The 23,868-nt window shown below is 67.5% G+C and carries 22 protein-coding genes; 15 read left to right on the top strand and 7 right to left on the bottom strand.

Annotated features, from left to right (window positions below):
- Position 1: 1 nt before the first annotated feature.
- Positions 2-1,354 (bottom strand): YcaO-like family protein, encoded by a 1,353-nt coding sequence (locus J5X07_RS08180; RefSeq protein WP_124933089.1) that lies wholly within the window; start codon positions 1,352-1,354, stop codon positions 2-4.
- Positions 1,355-1,658: 304 nt separating this feature from the next.
- Here J5X07_RS08180 and J5X07_RS08175 point away from each other — a divergent pair, with 304 nt between their 5' ends.
- The gene (locus J5X07_RS08175; protein ID WP_208479382.1) at positions 1,659-2,378 is read left to right on the top strand and encodes a response regulator; all 720 of its coding nucleotides are present in this window, start codon (positions 1,659-1,661) and stop codon (positions 2,376-2,378) included.
- A 21-nt stretch (positions 2,379-2,399) separates the two neighbouring features.
- Here the strand turns inward: J5X07_RS08175 and J5X07_RS08170 are convergent, their stop codons facing one another.
- On the bottom strand, positions 2,400-3,263 hold the full coding sequence (locus J5X07_RS08170) for a variant leucine-rich repeat-containing protein (RefSeq protein ID WP_208479380.1): 864 nt from the start codon (positions 3,261-3,263) through the stop codon (positions 2,400-2,402).
- Between the two features lie 120 nt (positions 3,264-3,383).
- Here J5X07_RS08170 and J5X07_RS08165 point away from each other — a divergent pair, with 120 nt between their 5' ends.
- From J5X07_RS08165 to J5X07_RS08115, 13 genes are all read left to right on the top strand, one after another.
- The gene (locus J5X07_RS08165; protein ID WP_124933092.1) at positions 3,384-3,665 is read left to right on the top strand and encodes a metal-sensitive transcriptional regulator; all 282 of its coding nucleotides are present in this window, start codon (positions 3,384-3,386) and stop codon (positions 3,663-3,665) included.
- 84 nt (positions 3,666-3,749) lie between these two features.
- A complete protein-coding gene (locus J5X07_RS08160) occupies positions 3,750-4,010 on the top strand; it encodes a heavy-metal-associated domain-containing protein (RefSeq protein WP_208479378.1) in 261 nt (86 codons plus the stop codon).
- A gap of 133 nt (positions 4,011-4,143) precedes the next feature.
- Positions 4,144-6,657, top strand: coding sequence for a heavy metal translocating P-type ATPase (locus tag J5X07_RS08155; protein ID WP_208479376.1), 2,514 nt, complete (start codon positions 4,144-4,146; stop codon positions 6,655-6,657).
- 275 nt (positions 6,658-6,932) lie between these two features.
- Positions 6,933-9,353, top strand: coding sequence for a protease PrsW (locus J5X07_RS08150; RefSeq protein WP_243896613.1), 2,421 nt, complete (start codon positions 6,933-6,935; stop codon positions 9,351-9,353).
- A 24-nt stretch (positions 9,354-9,377) separates the two neighbouring features.
- On the top strand, positions 9,378-9,890 hold the full coding sequence (locus J5X07_RS08145; RefSeq protein WP_208479374.1) for a DUF6301 family protein: 513 nt from the start codon (positions 9,378-9,380) through the stop codon (positions 9,888-9,890).
- A complete protein-coding gene (locus J5X07_RS08140; protein ID WP_208479372.1) occupies positions 9,883-10,389 on the top strand; it encodes a DUF6301 family protein in 507 nt (168 codons plus the stop codon). Before J5X07_RS08145 ends, J5X07_RS08140 begins: the two co-directional genes overlap by 8 nt.
- On the top strand, positions 10,382-10,885 hold the full coding sequence (locus J5X07_RS08135; protein WP_208479370.1) for a DUF6301 family protein: 504 nt from the start codon (positions 10,382-10,384) through the stop codon (positions 10,883-10,885). The genes J5X07_RS08140 and J5X07_RS08135 overlap by 8 nt, the downstream gene beginning before the upstream one ends.
- A complete protein-coding gene (locus tag J5X07_RS08130) occupies positions 10,878-11,381 on the top strand; it encodes a DUF6301 family protein (RefSeq protein ID WP_279596132.1) in 504 nt (167 codons plus the stop codon). The genes J5X07_RS08135 and J5X07_RS08130 overlap by 8 nt, the downstream gene beginning before the upstream one ends.
- The gene (locus J5X07_RS13495; RefSeq protein ID WP_424924107.1) at positions 11,353-11,880 is read left to right on the top strand and encodes a DUF6301 family protein; all 528 of its coding nucleotides are present in this window, start codon (positions 11,353-11,355) and stop codon (positions 11,878-11,880) included. Before J5X07_RS08130 ends, J5X07_RS13495 begins: the two co-directional genes overlap by 29 nt.
- Entirely contained in the window at positions 11,873-12,364 is a 492-nt protein-coding gene (locus J5X07_RS13490) for a DUF6301 family protein (protein WP_424924106.1), read from the top strand. The genes J5X07_RS13495 and J5X07_RS13490 overlap by 8 nt, the downstream gene beginning before the upstream one ends.
- Positions 12,357-12,860, top strand: coding sequence for a DUF6301 family protein (locus J5X07_RS08125; protein ID WP_208479367.1), 504 nt, complete (start codon positions 12,357-12,359; stop codon positions 12,858-12,860). The genes J5X07_RS13490 and J5X07_RS08125 overlap by 8 nt, the downstream gene beginning before the upstream one ends.
- Positions 12,853-13,359 carry a DUF6301 family protein gene (locus J5X07_RS08120; protein ID WP_208479365.1) on the top strand — a complete coding sequence of 169 codons (507 nt, stop codon included), beginning with the start codon at positions 12,853-12,855 and terminating at the stop codon, positions 13,357-13,359. Before J5X07_RS08125 ends, J5X07_RS08120 begins: the two co-directional genes overlap by 8 nt.
- Positions 13,352-13,858, top strand: coding sequence for a DUF6301 family protein (locus J5X07_RS08115; RefSeq protein WP_208479363.1), 507 nt, complete (start codon positions 13,352-13,354; stop codon positions 13,856-13,858). Before J5X07_RS08120 ends, J5X07_RS08115 begins: the two co-directional genes overlap by 8 nt.
- 127 nt (positions 13,859-13,985) lie before the next feature.
- Here J5X07_RS08115 and J5X07_RS08110 read toward each other — a convergent pair whose 3' ends face one another.
- The 4 genes from J5X07_RS08110 to J5X07_RS08095 all read right to left on the bottom strand — a co-directional run bounded on the left by J5X07_RS08110 (position 13,986) and on the right by J5X07_RS08095 (position 19,806).
- Complete coding sequence (locus tag J5X07_RS08110; protein WP_208479361.1) at positions 13,986-15,527, bottom strand: xylulokinase; 1,542 nt, start codon at positions 15,525-15,527, stop codon at positions 13,986-13,988.
- 84 nt (positions 15,528-15,611) lie between these two features.
- Complete coding sequence (locus tag J5X07_RS08105; RefSeq protein ID WP_208479360.1) at positions 15,612-16,673, bottom strand: NAD(P)H-dependent glycerol-3-phosphate dehydrogenase; 1,062 nt, start codon at positions 16,671-16,673, stop codon at positions 15,612-15,614.
- Positions 16,674-16,718: 45 nt separating this feature from the next.
- Positions 16,719-18,401 carry a ribulokinase gene (locus tag J5X07_RS08100; RefSeq protein WP_208479358.1) on the bottom strand — a complete coding sequence of 561 codons (1,683 nt, stop codon included), beginning with the start codon at positions 18,399-18,401 and terminating at the stop codon, positions 16,719-16,721.
- Between the two features lie 37 nt (positions 18,402-18,438).
- The gene (locus J5X07_RS08095; protein ID WP_208479356.1) at positions 18,439-19,806 is read right to left on the bottom strand and encodes a sn-glycerol-1-phosphate dehydrogenase; all 1,368 of its coding nucleotides are present in this window, start codon (positions 19,804-19,806) and stop codon (positions 18,439-18,441) included.
- A gap of 506 nt (positions 19,807-20,312) precedes the next feature.
- Between J5X07_RS08095 and J5X07_RS08090 the strand changes: the two genes are divergently transcribed.
- Positions 20,313-23,036 (top strand): lysylphosphatidylglycerol synthase transmembrane domain-containing protein, encoded by a 2,724-nt coding sequence (locus J5X07_RS08090; RefSeq protein WP_208479354.1) that lies wholly within the window; start codon positions 20,313-20,315, stop codon positions 23,034-23,036.
- Between the two features lie 118 nt (positions 23,037-23,154).
- On the opposite strand, the gene J5X07_RS08085 is transcribed toward J5X07_RS08090, so the two are convergent.
- A complete protein-coding gene (locus tag J5X07_RS08085; protein ID WP_208479352.1) occupies positions 23,155-23,628 on the bottom strand; it encodes a hypothetical protein in 474 nt (157 codons plus the stop codon).
- Positions 23,629-23,868: the final 240 nt, after the last annotated feature.

Genomic DNA, 23,868 nt, shown 5'->3' with positions numbered 1-23,868 from the left:
GTCAGGCGAAGGGCTGCCGGACCGGGTTGATATCGGCCTCGTCGTGGACCTCCAGTCCCATGGCGCGCGGGGCCTGGTAGAGGCGAGGCGTGGCCAGGTACCTGGCGTGGTGGCTGAAGGACAGCGGCATGGCCTGCGGGATGAGGGCCTTGATGACGTGCATGCCGACCTGCCGGGCCTCGTCGGTGGTGATGTCCACCACGAGGGCCTCGGCGCCCGCGCGCTCCAGGCCGGCCACCACCCGCGCGAGCGGGTCGGCCCGGGGGCCGCCCTCCAGGCGGCCGACCTCGCCCAGGGCGCGCAGGGGCCGGGGTCCCTCCAGGAGGAAGTCGAAGATCCCGCGCTGGGAGGGGTCGGCGCTGGCCAGCGCCCCGCCCACGACGGTGAGGTCCTTGCCCTTGAGGTCCTGGGCGCGCGGGCTGCGGGCGTGGCTGCGCAGGGCGATGCGCAGGGAGGCGAGCTCGCGGTGGATCTTGGCCAGGGCCCGGTGGGGGTCCAGGTCGCAGGTGGCGGCCACGACCTGGGCCAGCTCGGGGTCGGTGCGGGAGGTCTGGACGGCGTAGAGGATGGGCGCGCCGTAGTCGGTGGTGGCGTCGCGCAGGTGGAGCTCGAGCTCGGTGGAGGTGCCCACGCGGTGGTACTCGGCGGTCAGGGGATCCAGGAGGGCGGGATCGACCACGACGCTGGGCAGCCGCAGGCGCTGGAGCCAGGTCAGGGCGATGGCGTCGCGCTCGATGACCTCCAGCAGGCCGCCCAGGACGGCTTCGCGCAGGTCGGAGTGGGCGGCGGTGCCGGTGGAGATGGGGTTGGTGAAGCGCTCGGAGGGGCTGAGGGCGGGGAAGTTGAGGTAGACCAGGATGGCGGGGATGAGGACCTCCCGGCCGCGGGTGAGGGACCATCCGCGCACCCAGCGCAGCGGGATCCTGGGATCGGGGGCGATGAGCCCGCAGTGGGGATCGGCTAACTCGGCCTGAGAGCAGGCGGGCCACTGGTCGGGGGCGATGGCGTCGGGGCCCAGGCCGGCGGGGGTGTCCCAGATGAGCTCCTCCTCGCTCCAGGCGCAGCTGGAGTAGCGCTCCAGGGACTCCACGATGGCGATGCGGCGGGCCCGCTCGGCGTCGATGGCCCCTCCGGCGCCGTCGAAGTTCCCCGACTCCGGGCTGTGGGCCCAGGTGCGCTGGGAGCGCAGGACCGCGGAGGGGTCCCCCAGCGCCCCGGTCCAGATGGAGAAGGCGGGCTCGCCGGCGGCCGGGGGCAGCTCAGCGGTGCGCGAGACCAGGCCGAAGGGGGACTCCAGGCGGTCGGCGCCGGCCAGGGAGGGGGGCGGGTCCTCGGTGAGCGCGGATCGGTACACGGTCCCTCCTCTTGAAGCCGCAACTTTCCCGGAAGAATGTGGTTCCCAACCCAGTGATACCCCGTCGAGGCAGATCATGTCCCGGCTGGTCATGCGCCCGCATCGGCCGTGTGTCTATGGCTGATGCAATGTTGGTGGGACCCGCCTCAGTCTTTTGTTGTAACGTTCTTTAACACGGCTCCGCGGCCGCCCCAGTATCTGCGGGACCTGCAGGCGCTCATTCCCGCCGAGGCTCGGGGCGGTGTTCCCCGGCCAGTCGCGCGACTGGCCGACCGCGGCCCGTGACGACAAGTTAAGGAGACTCATGGGTTCCCTTCCTCCCCCGATCGGGGTCGCCCTCATCGACGACGACGCCATGGCCTTGGCCTGCCTGCAGTCCTACTTCTCCCCGGATTCCGGCATACGGGTCCTGACCGCCACGCGCTCGGCGCACGAGCTGCTCGGCTTCCTCCAGTCCCACCAGGTCGATGTGCTCATCGCCGCGGTGCACATGGAGGGCATGGGCGGGGTGGAGATCACCCGGGAGGCGCTGCGGGCCTCCCCGGGCACGCGCGTCATCCTGCTGACCACCGTGGAGACCGACGACAGCCTCCTGCACGGCCTGGGCGCGGGGGCCAGCGGCTTCCTGCTCAAGAGCACCCCCGCCCAGGAGATCCTCTCGGCGGTGCGCACGGTCCACGCGGGGGCCAAGGTCGTGGCCCCCACGCCGACGGCGCGGCTCATCGACTACGCGCTGGCCTCGGTGCACAGCGCCGATGGCAGCGTGTCCCTGTCCGACAGGGAGCATGATGTCCTGCAGCTGCTGTGCGAGGGCGCCTCCAACCGTCGGATCGCCTCATGCCTGTCCATCGCCGAGGCCACGGTCAAGACGCATGTCTCGGTGCTGCTGAGCAAGACCGGCACGAGCTCGCGCCTGGAGCTCGTGGTGTGGGCCTTCAAGCACGGCTATGCCTCGGGCAGGCCCGCTCTCCCGGCCCCGTCCCCCGCGACCGGCCACCACCCGCCCCGCAGTCCCGGTCTCTGAGCCGGTCCTTGAGGCGGATCCTCAGCCCGCGCAGCTGCGGATGACGCCGAACAGGATGAGGGCCGCGATCCCCAGTGCCGCTGGCGGGATCCTGCTCCCCTGGGCCGTCGGGGCCGTCCCGGGCATGCGGGCGGGGCCCTGGCCCGTCCTCCACGGCGGTGCCGGGTGCTGATCGGCGGGGTGCGGCAGCGGTGCTGCGGCTCCGGGAGCGCCCGCCTGCTGCATGAGGGCGCCCAGGCTCTGGGCGGCCCGCCCCACCGCGCCAGGAGGCGCCTCCGTCTGCGGCCCCGGTGCCGTCTGCGGCCACCCCGGCGGTGGCGCTGCGGGTCGAGCAGGGGCCGGGCGGGCAGCCGTCTGCGGACCTGCGGGGCCCGGCACCGCGTAGCCGACCATCGGGGCGGGCCGGGGCGGCCGACCGGGCCCACCGGCGGGCGGCTGGGCGGCGGGCGCAGGGCCGCTGCCGCCGGGGGGCCTGGTCCGGCCCTCGCCCCCGCGCGCCGCGACGGCGTCATCATCCTCCTCCCAGGAGGGCACGACCTCGAACAGGGGCGAGCCCATGAGGGGGTCGCCCAGGACCGAGCCGAAGGGCTCCTCGTCGAGCCCCGGCTCGCAGGGCTCCCAGCCGAAGGGGGCCAGGGAGTCCTCCGCCTCACCTGGCTCGGCCCGCGCACCGTCAGGAGCGCCGCCGGGAGCCTCGGGAGCCGGCATGCGGGCGATCCACTCGCGCAGCTCGGGCGAGCAGGCGGGGTTGGCCAGGATGGCCGGCCTCAGCTCGGGGCGGTTGCCCGCCAGGACCATGAGGCTGCCGGCCGAGGCGCGCGGATCCTGGGCGGCGGTCAGGTCGAGGCGGTCGCGGGCACCAGGACGATGAGCAGTGGTGGCCATGCACCGAGCATCCCACGTGGCGCCCGCCAATGGAGTACCCCTCGGGGGTACTTGTCCCCACTACCCCCGAGGGGTATCCTCGGAGGCGATCAGGCCCATCGGCACAGCGAGAGGGGAGTCATGGCCGGATACACCGGCTCCAAGGAGGACCACCTGGGGCGGCTGCGCCGCATCGAGGGGCAGGTCCGGGGCATCTCCCGCATGGTCGAGGAGGACGTCTACTGCATCGACGTCCTCACCCAGATCGCCGCGGCCACCCGGGCCCTCCAGGCAGTGGGCCTGGGACTGCTCGAGGAGCACATGAGCCACTGCGTGCTGTCCGCCGCCCAGGCGGGCGGGGCCGAGGGCGAGGCCAGGATCCGCGAGGCCTCCGAGGCCATCGCCAGGCTTGTACGATCCTGATCACCCGCACCGGCCCGCGCCCGGGCGCCCACCGCGCCGCCGGGCACGGCCGCACATCTGGCAGCACTCCCAAGGAGAGGCATCATGGCTGAGTTCACCGACGACGGCATTGACCGCACCACCACCCTGAAGGTCTCGGGACTGACCTGCGGCCACTGCGTCGCCCACGTCACCGAGGAGCTGGAGGCCATCGAGGGGGTCAAGAACGTCTCCGTCCTGCTCAACAAGGGGGGCCAGTCCACCGTCACCGTGGTCTCCGACGTCCTGCTGCCCGACAGCGCCCTGGCGGCCGCCATCGACGAGGCGGGTGACTACACCCTGGACGCCGTCGAGCGCGACAGCTGAGCGGTCGAGCGGGCGCCCCGGCTGCACATCCTCACCCTGCCACGGCGGCGCCCCGCCCCCAGAACCGCGGAATCCTGCGGACCATGACGAGCACTGGCCCGCGAAGATGTGCAACTCCCAGGAGGGAACCATCATGAGCGAGCCCGGATTCGAGCCTCGCGGCCCCCACGGCGCCGGTAGCGCCACCAGCAGCCCCAGCGCCACTGTGGACCTGGCCGTGGGCGGCATGACCTGCGCCAGCTGCGTGGCCCGGGTGGAGAAGAGGCTCTCGCGCATGGAGGGGGTCAGCGCCACGGTCAACCTGGCCACCGAGTCGGCCCATGTGAGGCTCTCCGCGCCCGTGAGCGAGGCCGAGCTCATCGCCACCGTGGAGCGGGCCGGCTACACCGCTGCCGTCATCGGCCGCTCCGGGACCGGCGCGGATGCCACTGGCTCCACTGACCCCGCCCCGTCCGGCGACGCCCCATCGGGCCCCGATGGCGCGATCGCCGGCGCTTCCTCCGGCGCAGCCGCCCAAGCAGCCCCGGCAGGCTCCGCCGCAGCCCCGCCCCCCGCGGGGGCCGCCCAGGCTCCCGGGGCGGCCGCGCCCCCGCCGCCCCGGGAGCCGCTGGGCGCCTCGCACCTGGTGCGGGCCGCCGACCTGCGCCGTCGCCTGCTGGTCAGCCTGGTGCTGTCGGTGCCGGTGATGGCCCTGTCGATGCTCCCCGCCCTGCAGTTCACCGGCTGGCAGTGGGTGGTGGCTGCCCTGGCCCTGCCGGTGGCGTCCTGGGGGGCCTGGCCCTTCCACCGGGTGGCGTGGGCGGGGGCGCGCCACGGGGCCTTCACCATGGACACCCTGGTGAGCCTGGGGGTGGTGGCCTCCACCGCCTGGAGCCTGTGGGCCCTGACGCTGGGGGGCGCCGGGGAGCTGGGCATGCGCATGTCGATGGGCCTGGATCAGCTGCTGCCGCGCGCCCAGGGCCACCACCCGCACCTGTACTTCGAGTCGGCGGCCTGGGTGACGACCTTCCTGCTGGCGGGGCGCTATGCCGAGGCCCGCGCCAAGCACCGCTCGGGCGACGCCCTGCGGGCGCTGCTGGAGCTGGGCGCCAAGGAGGTGACGCGGGTGCGCCCGGGCGCCGGCGGGGCGCGCGCCGAGGAGCGCATCAGCGTGGAGGATCTGGCGGTGGGCGACCTGTTCGCGGTGCGCCCCGGGGAGAAGATCGCCACCGACGGCGTGGTGGTCCAGGGGCGCTCGGCGGTGGACGCCTCCATGCTCACCGGGGAGCCCGTGCCCGTGGAGGTCGAGGAGGGCGACGCCGTCACCGGCGCCACCGTCAACACCTCCGGTGCGCTGCTGGTGCGCGCCACCGCCGTGGGCCAGGGCACGACCCTGGCGCGCATCGGGGCGATGGTGGTGGAGGCCCAGGCCGGCAAGGCACCCGTCCAGCGCCTGGCCGACCGCATCTCGGCAGTCTTCGTGCCGGTGGTGCTGGTGCTCTCGGCCCTGACCCTGGTGGGGTGGCTGGCCGCCGGCGGGGGCGCCCAGGCGGCCTTCACCGCGGCGGTGGCGGTCCTGGTCATCGCCTGCCCCTGCGCCCTGGGGCTGGCCACGCCCACGGCACTGCTGGTGGGCACGGGCCGGGCCGCCCAGCTGGGGGTGGTCATCAAGGGCCCGGAGGTCCTGGAGTCCACGCGGGCCCTGGACACGATGGTGCTGGACAAGACCGGGACGGTGACCACGGGCCGGATGAGCCTGGATGCCGGGGCCAGCAGCGGCCTGGATGATGGGGCGCTGCGCCTGGCGGGCGCCGTCGAGGCCGCCTCGGAGCACCCGGTGGCGGCGGCGATCGCCTCGGGGGCCCGTGAGCGCCTGGGGGCGCTGCCGCCGGTGGAGGACTTCAGCAACCACGAGGGCCGCGGGGTCAGCGGCACGGTGGAGGGGCGGGCCGTGGCCGTGGGGCGCCCCGCCTGGCTGGCCGAATCGGGGGTGGAGCTGCCCGGCGCCCTGGCCCGGGCGCTGAGCGAGGCCGAGGGCACCGGGGCCACGGCGGTGGTCCTGGCCGTGGGGGCGGGGCCGGGAGCCGATGACCTGCGGGCGGTGGCGGTCCTGGCGGTGCGCGATGCGCTGCGCCCCTCCTCGCGCCGGGCCGTGGCCCAGCTGCGCGACCTGGGGCTGCGCCCGGTGCTGCTGACCGGGGACAACCCCCGCGCCGCCCAGGAGGTGGCGGCGCAGGTGGGGATCGCGGCCGAGGATGTGCATGCCGGGGTTCTTCCCGGCGGCAAGCGCGATGTCGTCGCCGCCCTGCAGGACCGGGGGGCCGTGGTGGGCATGGTGGGCGATGGGATCAATGACGCCGCGGCCCTGGCCCAGGCCGGGGCGCGGGGGCTGGGCCTGGCGATGGGCTCGGGCACGGATGTGGCCATCGAGGCCGCGGACATCACCCTGGTGCGGGCGGATCTGGAGGCGGTGGTGGCCGCGGTGCGCGTGAGCCGGGCGACCCTGCGGGTGATCAAGCAGAACCTGTTCTGGGCCTTCGCCTACAACGTGGCGGCGATCCCGCTGGCGGCGGCCGGGCTTCTCAACCCGATGATCGCCGGGGCCGCCATGGCGGCCTCCAGCGTCATCGTGGTGGCCAACTCGCTGCGCCTGCGCCGGGCGGGCTGAGGCTGGTTGGCCCGGCGGGCGGGACGGGCGGAGCCGACCGGGCGGTGTCATGGGCGCCGGGCCCGGGCCTCACGACCGGGACCGGTGAAAATGCGGGGCCGACGGGGGCCGACCCCGACGAAGCACGCCGGGCAAGGGCCTTACTACCTGGGGTGATACCCGGGTACCGGGGGTTGTCGTGATCTTGTCGTGATCTTCCGGCTGTTGTAGCGTCATTGATTATGAGCGGTCTCACAAGCGTTCGGATCCCGGTGTATCAGGGTCGGCCTCCGGAGTTGTGGGAGCGGGCTGCCGCCTCCTACCGGGGCTGGTGGCAGCGCCATCTGTCCTTGGCCCGGGGGCTGGCCCGGCTGGTCTGGGCGCTCTACCTGGTGGCGATCCCCTTGTTCCTGCTGGCGCTGCTGGTGGTGCCGCGGCTGTGGGTGGCGCTGGTGCCGGGGGTGGTGCTCATGGTCAATCTGGGCACGATGGCGCTCCTGGCGCGCACGCGCACGATCGCGTGGCGGTCGATGACGGTGGCCTACTCGGTGGGGGTGGCCTGGGCCTTCTTGGTCGCGATGGCGACGGCGGCGGTGGCGGGGCTGGGGGGCCTGTCCATTGAGGATGACGGGGCGATGGTGGCGCTGGCGGCCTTCGTGGAGGAGCCGGCCAAGCTGGTGCCGCTGGCGGTGGTGGCGGTGGTGGCCCCGGGGCGGATGCGCCGTCTGGCGGCGGTGGACTGGGCGCTGCTGGGCTTCGCGCTGGGGGCTGGTTTCACGGCGGCCGAGGATGGTGTGCGCAGGCTCCAGGCCCCGGGCCTGCTGGAGTCGCTTCTGGGGGAGACGCGCTTCTCCTATTCCCTCAATCCGTGGAGCTCGGGCAGCTACAGCATGGCGCTGTCGGATGCGGTGAGCGTGGGCCATCAGGTGCACACGATGATCGTGGCCGCCGGGGTGGGCCTGGGGATCGCCCTGTGGCGCAGGCGCGGCGGGTTCCGGGTGGCGGCGGTGGGGCTGGTGGCGCTCATGCTGGCCTGGGTGATCGCCGATCATGCGGGCTGGAATGCGACGGTGGCGTGGGGGTCCTGGACGGTGGACGGCGTGGAGGGGATGCCGTGGTGGATCACCCTGCTGTGGTTCTTGAGCCTGTGGGGGCAGACCGAGGCCCTGGCGGCCTTCGCGCTGTTCGTGGTGTGCCAGCTGGTGGATGCGCACCGTCGGGCGTGGGCGGGGGTCTATGGGTGGACACTGCCGGGGGCGCCCTCGTTCCGCTATCCGCGCCTGGAGCGGGTGCCGGCCTGGGTGCGGCCCGTGGTGGTGGGGGCTGTGGCGTGGGCGGGGTATGCGCGCAGTGATCTGGCCCTGGTGGTGTCGGCCTATGGGGATCTGCGCTGGGGCCGGGTGTGGGCGATCATTGGTGGGCGCGAGATGGCTGAGCAGGTCCGGGGGGTGCGCGCCGATGCGATGGCGCAGGCGGCCGTCGGCGGTGAGCCGGGTGCTCGACGCCGTTTCGCCCTGGCTGCGGGGCTCATCGGGGTGGGGGCGCTGTTGGTCTGCGTCCTGTACGGGCTGTGGACGGCCCAGGCCATCGGCCCGAGCATGAGCGGTGAGGGCGATGGCCTGTTCTTCGCCAGTCTCCTGGATGTCCTGGGCCAGTGGTGGGCGGATATGGGTCCGCTGGCGCAGATCCTGTTCACCGCGTGGGCGGTGGCCCTGCTCCTGGCGATGGGCGGCTCCTTCGCCTTCGCCCTGGGGGCGGCGGGAGTGCTCACCTGGTTCTTGGGGCATGGGCGGGGGCTGGCTGCGTTCCTGCGTGATCCCCGCTCGGCGGCGGAGAACTATTTCACTACCGTCACGCCCGGCCAGTTCCTGTGGGACATCGCCGACTTCGCCCTGACCTTCGTTCCCGGGTCCGCCCTGGGCCTGGGCACGGAGCGAGGAGCACGATTAGCATACGAGGCGCTGGCCACCAGCCGCGCCGCACGCACCCCGAGCCACCTCGATGAGATGGCCCAGCTCTTCGCCAAGCACACAGACGCCACCGCCGCATGGCACGCCGACAAAGCCAGATTCGCTGAGATCGCCGGACAGTACGGCATCACCGACCTCGGAAGATTCGGAAACGAAAGCCTCCAAGAAGCCGTTACCCATATCCGAGCCAAAGGAGCAAACCCAGCCGAAATCAGGGAGTTAGAAGAACTCGCTGAATCCATCCCAAAGAACGGTTCTGAGGCTCGACGGGCGGCCGAGCGTGTCGGGGAGCACGGTGGCAGGCATGCTCTCAATGTTGAGGGCTACCGTACACCTGATGCCTTCCGCACTCCTCCAGACGGGAAGGGGCCCGGGCCCTTCCATGTCGATGACCTCGCCGTCTCCCAGAGAGGGGATGAGCTGGTCATCCCAGAGTACAAGGGCGGCCAGAGCCGGTACCAGCCAAACAAAACCTACCCCCTACGCGAACTGGATCCGTCAATAAGGGCACCGCAGGGCTCGCCCAACTACGTCATGGACCGGATGCTCAGCGACGAGCGCGTCATCCAGCACCTCCACGACCACCCAGACCTGTGGCAGTCCATCAAAGAGGGACGCACCTCACTACGAGCCGACGTCTACCAGACCCCCATCCATGGCGAGACCTCACTGGTTCACTCCGAGTCCTTCAGCCCCTCACCAGACTTCATCGCTAAAATGGACCACAAGATCACCAGCCTTCGATAAACCACCACCACACAAGGAACACCCATGACCGACTTCCGCACCCTCCCCGTCGAGGAAGCCATCGCCTGGATCCGGGCCTGGACCGATCACACCTGGCCCATGAGTATTCAGGAAGCCTTCACCATCCGCGACAACCTAGGATGGAAACCATTCCCCAATGAGCCCGACTTTTTCACCACCCCACTATCTCGAAACGGACACTGGGGAGGGTACATTTTGCAGAGCAAGGATGTCGGAATCAAAGGTGTCAGCTTCGATCTCTCCTCACCCCCATCAATGTCACCTGAAATGGACGAAAGTGGCATGCAATCAGCAGAAGAGGCGCTCTTCCTATACGCAAGCCCCTTAAAACAACTATGGGGACCGGGGAAAGTGAGGACGAGCACACAAAAAACGACCCATCTTCGTTGGACGTTACCCAACAAGGTATCTACTTCACTCATTCGCGCCAATGTTCTTATCAACGTCACTATCGACTCACCTTGGCGCACCCAAATCAAAGAGGACTACGATCGGGCAATGGAGGACTGTGAGTGAGTTCCGCACCCTGCCGGTAGAGGAGGCAGTGACCTGGATCCGGGCCTGGACCGACCGCGTATGGCCAATGACCCTCCACGAGGCCCTGGCTATCCGCGACAACCTGGGATGGAGGCCGTTTCCCAATGAGCCTGACTTTTTCACCACCCCACTATCTCAAAACGGACACTGGGGAGGGTACATCTCAAAAAGTAACGAGTTCGACATCAAAGGCATCAGTTTCGATCTTTCCTCTCCTCCCTCACTTGAAATTAACGAGCATAATATACGCGCAGCGAATGAAGCACTATTGTTGTACGCTAAGAATCTCGATAGGATATGGGGGTCGAGACAGATTCATACGAATACGCGAGAGACGGTTCATTTTCGTTGGAAATTGTCTAACAGGGTTTCTGTCTCAATTATTCGAACCAATGTTCTCGTCGGCGTTGACATTGATTCACCTTGGCGCACCCAGGTCTCGGAGGAGTACGACCGTGCAATGGAGGACTATGAGTGAGTTCCGCACCCTGCCGGTAGACGAGGCTGTAACCTGGATCCGGGCCTGGACCGACCACACCTGGCCAATCAGTCTGCAGGAGGATTTCGCTATTCGAGACCACCTTGGCTGGAAACCATCGCCACAAGACCCCACATTATTCACAACCAGACTCTCCAACAACGGAAAAGAGGATGGATTCATCCTAGAAAGCAGCGAGTCAGGCATTAAATGCGTACGTTTTCACCTCTCCTCCAAATACCCTTCTGATGGCAACGTGAAGGTCGCACAATTATCGAGTGCAGCCTATTCTCAGTATGTGGCTACACTAACGCAGTTATGGGGCCATGGAGAATCGTCAGAAGAACTCGGAGTACCCCAAGTTAGTTGGACGCTGCCAAACAGGACATCAGTATCAATATTTGGCCTTGACAACCTCATCAGCGTCACCATCGACTCGCCGTGGCGAACTCAGCTCAAAAAGAAGTACGAACGGGCGGCAGAATACTATGAGTAAGTTCCGTACCCTACCGATAGACGAGGCTGTCGCCTGGATCCGAGCCTGGACCGACCACACCTGGCCCATGAGTCTTCAGGAAGCCTTCGCCATCCGCGACAGTCTCGGATGGCAGCCCTCATCGCAGGAACCCAGGTACTTCACCACCAAACTATCCATCGACGGAAAAGAAGACGGCATCATCTTCCGGAGCAATGAATTCGGCATCAAAGGTGTACGCTTCAGGCTTTCCTCTAGATGCACGTCTGACGATAACGATCAAATCAACAGGCTATCTCATTCTTCCTACTCTCAATACGTCTCTTCCTTACGACAACTATGGGGACCCGGAGACTCATCAGAAAGTGATGGAGTGACTGACTCAAGTTGGACGTTGCCAAACGGGCTATCAGTATCTATATTTGGCATGAACGGTCTCATTACCATCGAAATTGAATCCCCCTGGCTCACTCAGATCACCCAGGAATATGACAGGATCGTGGGACGTAACGACTGAGTTCCACACGTTCCCGGTAGAGGAAGCTATGACGTGGATCCGGGCCTGGACCGACCACACCTGGCCGATGACTCTTCAGGACGCCCTCTCCGTATGCGATTCCCTCGGCTGGACACCATCACCTAAAGATGCGCATTTTTTTATCACAAAATTATCCATGAATGGCCAAGAGGATGGACTAATCCTCCAGAGCAACCAGTTCGGGATCAAGGGAGTCAGTTTTAACCTCTCATCATTTCCCAGAGTCGGCAAGGATGATCGCAACATCGCTAACGCGGCTACCTCGTATTCACAGTGCATCGGTTCACTGGAACAATCATGGGGAAGAGGAAAGCTCACAACGGACACGGATGGAGCCTCACTCTGTCGCTGGACACTGCATAACGGAGTCTCTATCTCCATTAGCAGAGTCAACGCTCTCATCGGTGTTAATATCGACTCGCCATGGCGAACTCAGCTCAAGGAGGAGTACAATCGAGTGATGGAGGATTATGAGTAAGTTCCGAGCCTTGCCGGTGGACGAGGCCGTAACGTGGATTCGGGCCTGGACCGATCACACCTGGCCCATCACCCTCCAACAAGCCTTCGCCATACGCGACCGCCTCGAATGGGTCCCATCACCCCATGAACCACGTTTCTTTACAACCAAACTGTCCCTAAACAGAAGAGAGAACGGACGAATTTCCCGAAGCAATGAGTTTGGGATTACGGGTGTCAACTTTAGCCTATCGTCAACTCCTTCCTCAGAGGAAATTGAACAGAAGAAGATAGCTCACGCAGCGTATTCGCATTACATCAACGCCCTGCAAAACCTTTGGGGTCCGGGAACTACATACGGAAAGTCGCACTTTCGTTGGGTCCTTTCCAATAAGGTCTCTATTTCTATCATCCTAACAGGTACACGTATCGGCGTAAAAATTGAGTCACCGTGGTTAACTCAGGTCACAGAGGAGTATGATCGGGCGATGGAGGACTATGAGTGACTTCCGCACCCTCCCCGTCGAAGAAGCCATTGCTTGGATCCGGGCCTGGACCGACCACACCTGGCCAATCAGTCTGCAGGAGGCTTTCGCTATTCGAGACCACCTTGACTGGAGACCATCGTCACAAGACCCTACGTTGTTCGCAACCAGACTCTCCAACGACGGAAAAGAGGATGGATTCATCCTAGAAAGCAGCGAGTCAGGCGTTAAATGCGTACGTTTTCACCTCTCCTCCAAATACCCTTCTGATGACAACGTGAAAGTAGCGCAATTATCGAGTGCAGCCTATTCTCAGTATGTGGCTGCATTAACGCAGTTATGGAGCCATGGAGAATCGTCAGAAGAATTCGGAGTGCTCCAAGTTAGTTGGACGCTGCCAAACAGGACATCAGTATCAATATTTGGCCTTGACAACCTCATAAGCGTCACCATCGACTCGCCCTGGCGCACCCAACTCAAGGAGGATTACGACCAGGTAATGGAGGACTATGAGTGACTTCCGCACCCTGCCGGTAGAGGAGGCAGTGACCTGGATCCGGGCCTGGACCGACCGCGTATGGCCAATGACCCTCCACGAGGCCCTGGCTATCCGCAACAACCTGGGATGGAGGCCGTTTCCCAATGAGCCTGACTTTTTCACCACCCCACTATCTCAAAACGGACACTGGGGAGGGTACATCTCAAAAAGTAACGAGTTCGACATCAAAGGCATCAGTTTCGATCTTTCCTCCCCTCCCTCACTTGAAATTAACGAGCATAATATACGCGCAGCGAATGAAGCACTATTGTTGTACGCTAAGAATCTCGATAGGATATGGGGGTCGAGACAGATTCATACGAATACGCGAGAGACGGTTCATTTTCGCTGGAAATTGTCTAACAGGGTTTCTGTCTCAATTATTCGAACCAATGTTCTCGTCGGCGTTGACATTGATTCACCTTGGCGCACCCAGATCTCGGAAGAGTACGACCGCGCAATGGAGGACTATGAGTGACTTCCGCACCCTCCCCATCGAGGAGACCATCGCCTGGATCCGGGCCTGGACCGACCACGCATGGCCCATGAGTCTTCAGGAAGCCTTCGCCATCCGCGACAGTCTCGGATGGACGCCCTCCCACCAAGAACCCCGATACTTCACCACAAAACTCTCCACGAACGGCAAAGAGGACGGCATTATCTCCCGAAGCAACGAATTCGGAATCAAAGGAGTAAATTTTAAACTTTCAACAACACCCTGCCCCGAGGAAAACGAACAGACCATCCAGATGTCAATCACAGCCTACTCTCAGTATGCTACTGCCCTGCAGCAGCTCTGGGGACCCGGCCAGCCAGGAAAAGGACCATACGCATCATCCCAACTCCGCTGGACCCTACCCAACAAGGTCTCCATTTCAATCATCCTCACAGCTCCACTCATCGGCATCGATATCGACTCACCCTGGCGGACTAAGATCTCGGAGGAGTACGACCAGGCAATGGAGGACTATGAGTGACTTCCGCACCCTGCCGGTAGACAAGGCTGTGACCTGGATCCGGGCCTGGACCGACCACACCTGGCCCATCACCCTCCAAGAGGCCCTCACCATCCGCGACAGCCCAGGACGGCCCTGCGGGCCCCAGTCAGTCCTCGATACCAGTGAGCTCCGCGTCGGGGTGCCTGCGCGAGAAGTCGTGGAGCAGTGCATTGACCTCGCGCAGGTCCCCGTACAGCCGATCCTGGATCGCCGAGAGCTCGGCATAGATCTCATGGTTCTCCATAGTCGGCTCCGTGACATCCGTGAAGTGGCACATGTGGGAGGCCGCCGTCGCCACCTCCGCATCACCGAAGACCCCCGTGGCCGCCATCGCGATCACCGCGGCCCCCAGCGCCGAGATCTCCTCCTCCTTGCAGTTGGTGATCGGCAGGCCAATAGCATCAGTCATGATCTGGCGCCACAAGGGCGAGCGCATACCGCCACCCATGCCGCGGATCTCCCTGAGCGCCAACCCGGTGGAAGACTCCAGCTTGCGCAGCGAGCGGGCCATCTCCAGGCTCGTTCCCTCCAGGATCGAGCGGTACATCGAGCCCCTGCCATGCGTGCCCCGCCAGCCCACCACCCCGCCGCGCGCCACCGGATCCCAATGGGGCGACTGCACTGCCCCCCAGTAGGGCATCGTCACCAGGCCCCCACTGCCAGGGGGCCTGGCCGCCGCCAGCGCCTCCAGCTCCGGGTCGGGGGCGCCCGCCAGCTCCGGCCTGCCGAAGGCCTGACGGAACCAGGACGACAGATACGCTCCCGAGTTCTGCACCAGTTCCAGGATATAGGTATCGGGCACCCCCGCCGCCTCGGTCCTGAACAGCTTCTCATACCGGTACTCCCGTGACGGCACCCCCGCCACCACCGCCGTCCCCATATTGAGGAAGGCGGTATCAGGGGTCATCGCAGCCGCCCCCACCCCGGCGGCCTGGCCATCCCCGCAGGCGGCGATGACCGGGATCTCCCCAATCCCCCACTCCTGGGCGAGCTCGCCCCTGAGCCGGCCCAGGGCCTGCCCGGGCTTGACCAGATCCGCCATCTGCTCGCGCCGCACCCCCGCAATGCCCAGCAGGCCGTCGTCGTAGTCCAGGGTCCTGATATTCGACAGCCCCAGGGAATCCGCGCAGGCGGCGGAGTCCACCCACTGGCCGGTGAGGCAGAAGGTGAGATACCCCGAGACCGTCGTCACCCGGTCGGCCGACTCCAGGGACTGCGGCTCGTGCTCCTTGAGCCAGGCCATCTTGTACAGCGCCGGGGTGACATCCGCCGGGCGGCCGGAGAGCTCGTGGATCCGCGCACTGCCCAGGCGCTCGACCTGCTCGGCGGCGCGGATATCCAGCCACAGGATCCCATCGCGCACCGGCGTGCCATCCGCCATGAACGGGGCGAAGGACTCGCGCTGGTGGGTGATGCCCAGGGCCCGGACCCGCTCCCTGTCCACCGGGGTGAGCTGGGCCAGGGCCCGGCCGATCGCGTCGCGGGTGGAGGTCCACCACTGCCGCGGGTCGTGCTCGCCGAAGCCCTGCTGGGGGGAGAGCAGGTCGATGCCCTGCCTTCCCAGCGCGAGGATCCTGCCGGTCGTATCGACGACGATCGCCTTCGTGCTGGTGGTGGAGGAGTCGATGGCGATAACGAGTGGGTCCATGTCAGTACCTCGATTCTGCGGCACGGGTGCGCCTCGATGCCCATCCGCGGCTTGCCCGCAATGGTCGGGAATGGTCGGGAATGGTCAGGAAAGGCCCTGGAAGAACGTGTCCCAGGGCATCTCGAGCGGGGCGTCCTTCTCCACCACCGAGTACAGGAAGCGGCACAGGGGGTAGTCCTCCGGGCCGATGAGGCCGCGCTCGGCCTGGCGCTCCAGCGCCCCGCCGATGACCTTGATGGCGGCGACCCCCTCCAGGGTCACCTCCTTCATGTAGCGGTCCTGCACCTCGGAGAAGGGGATGCCCTCGCCGACGAAGGCGCCGGCCTTGACGTTGCGCCCGCCCATGGAGGTGACGAACATGTCCCCCACCCCGCCGAGCCCATCGCCCGTCTCCGGCTTGCCGCCCATCATCGTGATGAGCGAGCGCAGCTCCTTCTGGCCCTGGGCGAAGACCGCAGCGCCGTAGTTGTACATGACGTACGGGTCGTCCTCCTTGCCGGCCTTGCGCAGGAGCCCCTGGGCGAAGCCCGCCGCGAAGGCGTACATGTTCTTCGTGGCGGCGCCGGTCTCATGCCCGACGAAGTCCGTCGAGGTCCACACGTGGTAGTAGTCGGTGCGGAACAGGTCCGCCAGGTCGTCCACGTCCTCCTTGTCGCGGCCGCAGAACACCACGCAGGTGTCATGATGCACCGCCACCTCCCCGGCGATCGAGGGGCCCACGATGGCATTCCAGGAGATCTGCTCGGCCAGGTCCGGATCGAAGTAGGAGCGCAGCACCTCCGGCAGGATGTGCAGGGTGCCGTCCTCGTCGGCGCGCATCCCCTTGGTCACCACCAGCAGCCTCTGGCCCGGCCGCATCATGCTGGCCAGCTGCTTGCCCGCCCACTCGACCCCGAAGGAGTTCACGCCGCACATGACGACGTCCGCCCTGGCGATGACCTCCTCGGCCTCCTCCAGCTGGTAGGCGCTCACGCCATCGTTGACCGTGAGCCCCAGCACCGGGTGGACGCCGGTGCGCTGGATGGAGTCGATGATCTCCCGATCCAGGAAGGTGCCGATGAGATCCACCTCATTGCCGTTCTCCGAGGCCGGGAACGACAGGGCCGTGGCCATGATGCCCGAGCCCAGTACTGCGATCCTTGCCATGATCGCCTCCTTTCCTGCGCGGATGACTGCAACCGCGCGATCAGATCACTGCTCGGGGGCCCTGTCGCGGAAGATGCGGGCACGGATGTCCTTGAGGCGGTGCATCGGCGAGGTGCCGTTGTAGCGCCCGAAGAGATCGTGGAGCTCCTTGTAGATGGCGTAGAGCTCGTCGTACTTCCTGGAGGCCTCGGGCCGCGGCTCATAGGCGTGCCTCTCCACCGAGGACATGGCCTCCGCCGCGGCGAAGACATCCGGGTACACGCCGGCGGCCACCGCCGCGAAGACCGCCGAGCCCAGGGCCCCGGTCTGCTCGGCGGTGGACACCGAGATCGCGCGGCCGGTGATATCGGCGAGCATCTGCATGTAGAAGGGGTTCTTCAGCAGGCCCCCGGCGGCCACGATCTCATCGACCCTGATGCCGTGCTCCACGAAGTTGTCGATGATGACCCGGCACCCGAAGGCCGTGGCCTCCATGAGCGCCCGGTAGATCTCCTCGGGCCGGGTGGCCAGGGTCTGGCCGATGATGAGCCCCGAGAGCCGCGCATCGGCCAGGATCGAGCGGTTGCCGTTGTGCCAGTCCAGGGCGATGAGGCCGTGCTCGCCGATCTCCTGGTCCCGGGACCTCTCCACCAGGAGGTCATGGACCGAGATCCCCCGGGAGGACGCCTCCTGGGCGTAGGCGGCGGGCACGCAGTTGTCGATGAACCAGGCGAAGATGTCCCCCACGGCGGTCTGCCCGCCCTCGAAGCCCCAGTAGCCGTCCACGGCCCCGCCGTCGACGATCCCGAAGACCCCGGGGCAGTCGCGGTACTCCTCACCGTTGAGGACATAGCAGGAGGAGGTTCCCAGGATCGCCGTGAGCTGGCCGGGGCGCACCGCGTTGGCGCCGGCGACCACCACATGCGCGTCGATGTTCCCCGAGGCCACGGCGATGCCCTCGGGAAGGCCCGTCAGCTCGGCCATCTCCTGGCTCAGGCCCCCGACCCTGGCGCCCAGCGGCAGCACCGGCGCCGACATCTTGTCCTCGAACACCGTGCCGAAGCCGGGCCGCACGGCCTCCAGGTACTCCACGGACGGGTACTTGCCGTCCTGGAGCATGCGCTTGTAGCCCGAGTCCCCGGCCGCCTGGGTGAGCCTGCCCGTCAGCCGCCAGGTCAGCCAGTCCAGCAGGTTGCACACGACGTCGGCCTCCTCGTAGACCTCCGGCGCCATCTCGAAGACCTCCAGGACCTTGGGCAGGAGAAGCTCGGAGGACAGCACGCCGCCGTAGCGGCCGAGCCACGGCTCCCTGCGGGCCTCGGCGACCTTGACCAGGCGGGTGGCCTGATCCTGGGCCCCGTGGTGCTTCCACAGCTTGACGTAGGCGTGGATGTTGTTCTCAAAACCGGGCCTCTCGCACAGGGGGACGCCGTCCCCGTCGGTGAAGAAGACCGTGGCGGAGGTGGCGTCCACGCCGATCCCGACGATCTGCGCCGGATCGACGCCCGCAGCCTTGACCGCGGCGGGGACGGACTCGCGCAGGACCTTGATGTAGTCGTCGGGGTTCTGCAGGGCGAACTCCGGGGGCAGGACCTGGTTGTCCCCCGCGGTGAGGGTGCGGTCCATGACGCCGTGGGGGTACTCGGTCACATGCGTGCCGAGCTGCTCACCAGTGGCCGCATCAACGACGACGGCGCGGCCGGAGAGGGTCCCGTAGTCGATACCGACGATGCACTTCCTGTCGGGCATGAGGCTTCTCCTTGAGGTACGGGGTTGAGGTGGCGGGTCACTCGGAGGGGTGGCGGTGCTGCCCCCAGAACCCCTGGGGTGAGAACAGCTCGTCGACGACGTCGTCGAACACGCCGAGGTCGGTGAGGATGTCGAGGACCGTGTAGCGGTCGCGGATCATCCTGGCCTTGCGGTGGGTCTGGCGGAATCGCTCCCAGTCGATCTCGATGAGCTCGGGGTGGTAGGGGGCGCCGACGGCCCTGAGGCGGTCCATGACCTCCTGGGGGGGCATGAGCTGGGCGCGGCAGCGCTCCCGCAGCTCGGGCCATGTGGCCTTGAGCAGCTCGATCCGGGCGGCGAGCTCCTCGCCCTCGACCCGCTTGGCCAGGCTGTGGCGCACGGCCTCATCCTGCATGCGCTCCTGGAGGCTGGCGCGCACCTCGGACTCGATCTCCTCGGGGGGCCTGACGGCCTCCAGGGCCCGGTCGATGTCGAAGTCCTCGGCCTCCATCCTCAAGAAGGCCTCCCAGATGGCGCAGGAGGCGATGGTGCCGATGCCGACCTTGAACCCGTGGGACAGCGGCGGCTCCCAGTCCAGTCCATGGCCCTCCATCTCCCAGGTGTGGGAGAACTGGTGGCCGGCGCCGGAGGCGGGGCGGGAGGACTGGGCCGCCTGCATGGCCAGGCCGGACATGAGATTGCCGGCCATGAGGCCCTCGATGGCGCGCTTGTCCCCGCCGCCGATGGCCTCGGGTGCGGCCAGGGACTCGCGCAGCGGGCCCTGGACCAGGTCCCACACGTAGTCGTCGATGGCCTCGATGCCCAGGGCGTCGGCGAGGATCCAGTCGGCCCCGGCGGGGATCTTCTCGATGAGGTCGCCGTAGCCGGTGGCGGTCAGGCGCTGGGGGGCCTCGCAGACGATGTCGTTGTCGGCCACGAGCCCGGCGGGGGCGGGGCAGGAGCGGGTGATCTTGAAGCCGTCGCGGGAGATCGATGCCCCGAAGGAGGCGAAGCCGTCCACGGAGGCGGCGGTGCACACGTTCATGTACGGGCGCTTGAGCTCTCCCGAGGCGAGCTTGGCGATGTCGTTGAGCGTGCCGGCGCCGATGGAGCAGATGACGGCGCCCTCCAGGGCGGCGAGGTGGTCGCGCAGGACCTCGACCGCCTCGTAGCCGGCGTAGAGGGTGGGCGTGCCGGGGAAGAGGTAGGGCTCCTCGGCGAGCTCGACGCCGGCCCCCCTCAGGGACTCGACGACGGCCGGGCCCGTGGCGGCGAAGGTGTTCTCGTCGGCGACGACGAGCGCTCTCGCATCGGGGAACAGCCGGGCGAACATCGCTCCGGCCTGCGATGCGACCCCGTCGCCGAAGGCGATCTCCTTGGTCTCGGTGGCCGTTGAGAGCGCCTGGGAGATGAGACTGCTGGACATTTCTTCCTCCTTGCGTGGGACCGGGTGCAGCGGACCCCGCACCTGGATCCCTGCCGCTGCGGGCCTTCAGGGCTCACCGGTGGGGCTGCTACGGAACCCGAATAGGGGTTCCTGTCAATTCTGAGAAAAACATCGTTGTTCCTTACGAGCTGGTGGGCTCCTCCGCTCGATGCGCGCGGCCCATCCTTGGGATCCGCGCATGCGCTGCGTGCCCGCCGGGATCGGATCGGACCCGCGTACCCTCGCAGGTGACGACCCGGAATCACAGCGATGCCCGCTGTTGCCGTGGCCCGATCAAGGCTAACGACGCCGTTGATCGGAGCGCAACCATGCACCGGGGACTGCTCCATTGGTGCAGCCCGCCGTCAGCCCCCTGCACCTTTACCCGTGTCAGCTGCACCGCCTGCGCGCCGCACGCACCGGCTCCCGCGATCATCCCCCGCCGCCCCGCCCGGTCCTCCCCCAGGACGAGTCCCGCCCCGGCGCCGCCTCATAGACTGAGCGTCATGACAGACCCGGCTGACGGCCCCACGCCCGTGGAGGCGCCCGTGGCGCAGACGCCTGCGACCTCCCCCGTCGGCATTCCCGCGATCGGCGTGACCGCCGCCGTCGAGCCGCGCCCCGCACCCCGGGCCACCGCCCCCACCAGCTCCACCCTCCTGGTCGACGCCGCCACCCACCGCCTGCGGCGCACCGGCGACCTGCTGGACATGACCCTGACCGCCCTGGGCATCGGCGCCGTCCTCATCCTGGCGATCTACGCCCACCAGACCACCACCGGCGTCACCCAGGACGTCCAGAACGCGCTGGCCGTGGTCCTGCGCCGGATCCTCATCTTCCCCCTCCAGGCCATCGAGGGCCTGGCCACCTTCATCATCCCCCTGGCGGTCCTGCTCGACCGGCTCCTGCGCCGGGCCTGGCGCAGCGCGGGGGAGGCCGCCCTGGCCGGCGTCGTCGGCTTCCTGGGCACCCAGGCGGCCATCGCGGCCATCGCGGCCTGGGGCCCCGATGCCCTCATCTCGGGCCTGACGGTCACCGCCTCGGGCAGCGCCCAGGTCGGGGTCTCGGCCGTCCTGGCCACCCTGGCCGGGCTGCTCACCGGTGCCGGCGACCGCCATGGCTCCACCGTGGTGCGCAGCGGTTGGGCGGCCCTGTGGGTGATCATCGGCATGGCGGTGCTGCGCAGCGCCCTGACCCTGCCCGGGGCCATCCTCTCCGTGCTCCTGGGCCGCCTGGTGGGGCTGGCCGCCCGCTACGCCTTCGGCGTGGAGGACCGCCGCGCCCACGGCACCACTCTGGTGCGGGCGCTGCGCCGCGCCGGGATCGACGCCGTCCGCGTCGTGCGCATGGACCACGCCCCCGGGGTGCGCGCCTGGACCGTGACCACCACCGCCCCCCTGGGCTACACCGAGCAGGTCCGCGAGAGCCCCCTGGGCGCCCCCACCGAGGACGACGCCGTCGCGGCCCCCGCCCCCCGTGCCGAGGAGCCGGCCCACACCATCGTGCCCGCCGACGACGCCGACCTCGAGGCGGTCCTGGCCGAGGCCTCCAGCGAGGCGCTGTCCCAGGGGCGCGACGCCGTCCACCGCCTCTACGCCGTCTGGGACTCCCGGGGCCGGCGCAGGGACGTCACCGTCCTGGACGCCGACCGGCAGATGGCGGGATTCCTCAGCACCATCTGGGACCAGATCCGCATCAAGGGCCTGTCCCCCAACCGGGACCTGTCGCTGCGCCCCGCCGCGGAGCATGCGGCCCTGATGACCCTGGAGGCGCGCCGGGCCCTGGTGCGCACCCCGGGGCTCATGGGCATGGCCGAGGCCGAGGAGTCGGTCCTGCTGGTGACCGAGCATGTCGTCGGCGCCCGCTCCATCCGGGACCTGGGCGATGAGGCCAGCGACAGGGTGCTGGCCCAGCTGTGGGATCAGTTGCGCCACGCCCACGCCGCGGGCCTGGCCCACGGGCAGGTCGACGCCTCCAGCGTCGTCGTCGATGCCGCCGGGCGGGTGTGGCTCCTGGACTGGAACTCCGGGGAGACGATCTCCTCCGAGCTCTCCCGGCGGGTGGACCTGGCCCAGGCCCTGGCCCTGACCGCCCTGACCGTGGGGGTCGATCGGGCGATCGCGGCGGCCTCGCGCTCCTTGAGCACCCAGCAGCTGGCCTCCATCGCCCCCATGCTCCAGCGCGTGGTCCTGCCGCGCGAGACCCGCGAGGCCATGGGCCGGCGCGGGGAGAGCCGCCAGGTCCTCCAGGACCTGCGCGACGCCCTGGTGGCTCTGACCCCCACCGCTCACGCCGAGCCGGCCAGGCTCACACGCTTCTCCCCCCGCACCGTCATCATGGCGGTGGTGGCGCTGGTGGCCATCTGGACGGTCCTGGCCCAGCTGAACTTCGAGCAGGTCTCGGCGGCCGTGGCCGACGCCAGCATCTGGTGGATCCTGGCGGCCCTCGTCTTCTCCCTGGCCACCTATGTGGGGGCGGGCCTGACCCTGGTGGCCTTCAGCCCCGAGCGGCTCTCGGTGTGGAAGTCCACCGAGGTCCACCTGGCCAGCTCGGTGGTGGCGCTCGTGGCGCCCGCCGGCGTGGGGGGCGCGGCCATCAACCTGCGATTCCTGCACCGCAAGGGCGTGCCCACCGCCACCGGGGTGGCCACAGTGGCCCTGGTCCAGGTGGTCCAGTTCGTGGTCACCGTCATCCTGCTCATCATCCTGGCCGCCACGACGGGGCAGTCCACGGGACTGACCCTGCCCTCGGGCTGGGTGCTGGTGGCCGCGGGCCTCATCGTCATCCTCGTGGCGGGCGCGCTGCTGGTGCCCCGGGCCCGCACCTGGGCGTGGGCCAAGGTCGAGCCCACCTACCGGCAGGTGTGGCCGCGCCTGGTGTGGGTGATGTCCAACCCGGTGCGCCTGGCCGCGGGCATCGGCGGGGCGGTGCTGCTGACCCTGAGCTACATCCTGTCCTTCAGTGCCAGCCTGTGGGCCTTCGGCTACACCCTGTCCTTCTCGGTGCTGGCCATCACCTACCTGGCCTCCAACACGGTGGGCTCCGTGGTGCCCTCCCCCGGCGGTATCGGCCCGGTGGAGCTGGCGCTGACGGCGGGGCTCGTGGCCGCCGGCATCCCCTCCGGGGTGGCCCTCTCGACGGCGATCGTCTACCGCCTGGTGACCTTCTGGATCCCCATCCCCGTGGGCTGGCTCAGCCTGCAGCGGCTCCAGAAGAGCGGGGACCTGTGAGCGGCCCGCCCGTTGTCGTTCCTGACTCCTGGCACTCGGGGCTCATGAGTGCCCGCTCAGCATTCTCGCGCGAGCCTCTTGGCTGGTTCACCGCTCAGCCTCCACCCGCACTGCCGTATTAATCGAACCACGCGTCGTCGGAGTGGTAGATCCCATTCACAACCTTCATGAACTCAGTCTTCTCAACCTCTGTGAGTTCATTGGGGTGGAATCGAACGACGAGCCAGTTGGATTGGCGGGCATCGGGGAGGGAGCCGGCTGCCATCCTCGCATCCTCCTTGGACTCGAACTTCATGACGGTGCTCTCATCGGAGGCGGAGGCCCATACGCAGGGCAGGGCACTATGACAGGTCTGCGAGGTGACATCCTGGGGGTTGTGGAACAGGTAGCGCTCATGCAGGAACAGATCCTGCGAAATACTCTCACGGGAATCATAGATGACCGTTACATACAAGAGGAACGCGAACCCCGCCACGATCGCCATCACTGCAGCAATGGGCGGGCCGTACATCCTGAAGAAGACTCCCCCATCGATCGTCGCATCAGCCTTCCGGGCGGGCAGGAAGCCGGGCCTCCTCGTCAAGCCCGACACGTGAGATCCAGTCCACTCGAAGTTATCATGCTATATCGACGCACCTCTCACGTCATTCTTCGCGCGACTCATTATTCACTACGATGACCGCATCAATCAGAGTACCACTCAGGGAGGCTTATTCATAGGGGTGTTTAGGGTGTTTTGCCTGTGATTGCGTGTCGCTAGGCAAGGCGGCGGCTTGCTCTTGAGAGAGTCTTTGGTGCTTAAGCCAATTCAATCAAGAAGCAAACCGCCATG

Source organism: Actinomyces bowdenii (assembly GCF_017592395.1).
Classification (GTDB): Bacteria; Actinomycetota; Actinomycetes; order Actinomycetales; family Actinomycetaceae; genus Actinomyces; species Actinomyces bowdenii.
This window is presented reverse-complemented; position numbering and strand designations above follow the sequence as displayed.

What these genes read in the sequence shown, in the direction of transcription:
- J5X07_RS08175 (WP_208479382.1), top strand. Translation starts at nt 1,659, where the DNA reads ATGGGTTCCCTTCCTCCCCCGATCGGGGTCGCCCTCATCGACGACGAC.
- J5X07_RS08170 (WP_208479380.1), bottom strand. Translation starts at nt 3,263, where the DNA reads ATGGCCACCACTGCTCATCGTCCTGGTGCCCGCGACCGCCTCGACCTG.
- J5X07_RS08165 (WP_124933092.1), top strand. Translation starts at nt 3,384, where the DNA reads ATGGCCGGATACACCGGCTCCAAGGAGGACCACCTGGGGCGGCTGCGC.
- J5X07_RS08160 (WP_208479378.1), top strand. Translation starts at nt 3,750, where the DNA reads ATGGCTGAGTTCACCGACGACGGCATTGACCGCACCACCACCCTGAAG.
- J5X07_RS08155 (WP_208479376.1), top strand. Translation starts at nt 4,144, where the DNA reads ATGAGCGAGCCCGGATTCGAGCCTCGCGGCCCCCACGGCGCCGGTAGC.
- J5X07_RS08145 (WP_208479374.1), top strand. Translation starts at nt 9,378, where the DNA reads ATGACCGACTTCCGCACCCTCCCCGTCGAGGAAGCCATCGCCTGGATC.
- J5X07_RS08135 (WP_208479370.1), top strand. Translation starts at nt 10,382, where the DNA reads ATGAGTGAGTTCCGCACCCTGCCGGTAGACGAGGCTGTAACCTGGATC.
- J5X07_RS08130 (WP_279596132.1), top strand. Translation starts at nt 10,878, where the DNA reads ATGAGTAAGTTCCGTACCCTACCGATAGACGAGGCTGTCGCCTGGATC.
- J5X07_RS13495 (WP_424924107.1), top strand. Translation starts at nt 11,353, where the DNA reads ATGACAGGATCGTGGGACGTAACGACTGAGTTCCACACGTTCCCGGTA.
- J5X07_RS13490 (WP_424924106.1), top strand. Translation starts at nt 11,873, where the DNA reads ATGAGTAAGTTCCGAGCCTTGCCGGTGGACGAGGCCGTAACGTGGATT.
- J5X07_RS08125 (WP_208479367.1), top strand. Translation starts at nt 12,357, where the DNA reads ATGAGTGACTTCCGCACCCTCCCCGTCGAAGAAGCCATTGCTTGGATC.
- J5X07_RS08120 (WP_208479365.1), top strand. Translation starts at nt 12,853, where the DNA reads ATGAGTGACTTCCGCACCCTGCCGGTAGAGGAGGCAGTGACCTGGATC.
- J5X07_RS08115 (WP_208479363.1), top strand. Translation starts at nt 13,352, where the DNA reads ATGAGTGACTTCCGCACCCTCCCCATCGAGGAGACCATCGCCTGGATC.
- J5X07_RS08110 (WP_208479361.1), bottom strand. Translation starts at nt 15,527, where the DNA reads ATGGACCCACTCGTTATCGCCATCGACTCCTCCACCACCAGCACGAAG.
- J5X07_RS08105 (WP_208479360.1), bottom strand. Translation starts at nt 16,673, where the DNA reads ATGGCAAGGATCGCAGTACTGGGCTCGGGCATCATGGCCACGGCCCTG.
- J5X07_RS08100 (WP_208479358.1), bottom strand. Translation starts at nt 18,401, where the DNA reads ATGCCCGACAGGAAGTGCATCGTCGGTATCGACTACGGGACCCTCTCC.
- J5X07_RS08095 (WP_208479356.1), bottom strand. Translation starts at nt 19,806, where the DNA reads ATGTCCAGCAGTCTCATCTCCCAGGCGCTCTCAACGGCCACCGAGACC.
- J5X07_RS08090 (WP_208479354.1), top strand. Translation starts at nt 20,313, where the DNA reads ATGACAGACCCGGCTGACGGCCCCACGCCCGTGGAGGCGCCCGTGGCG.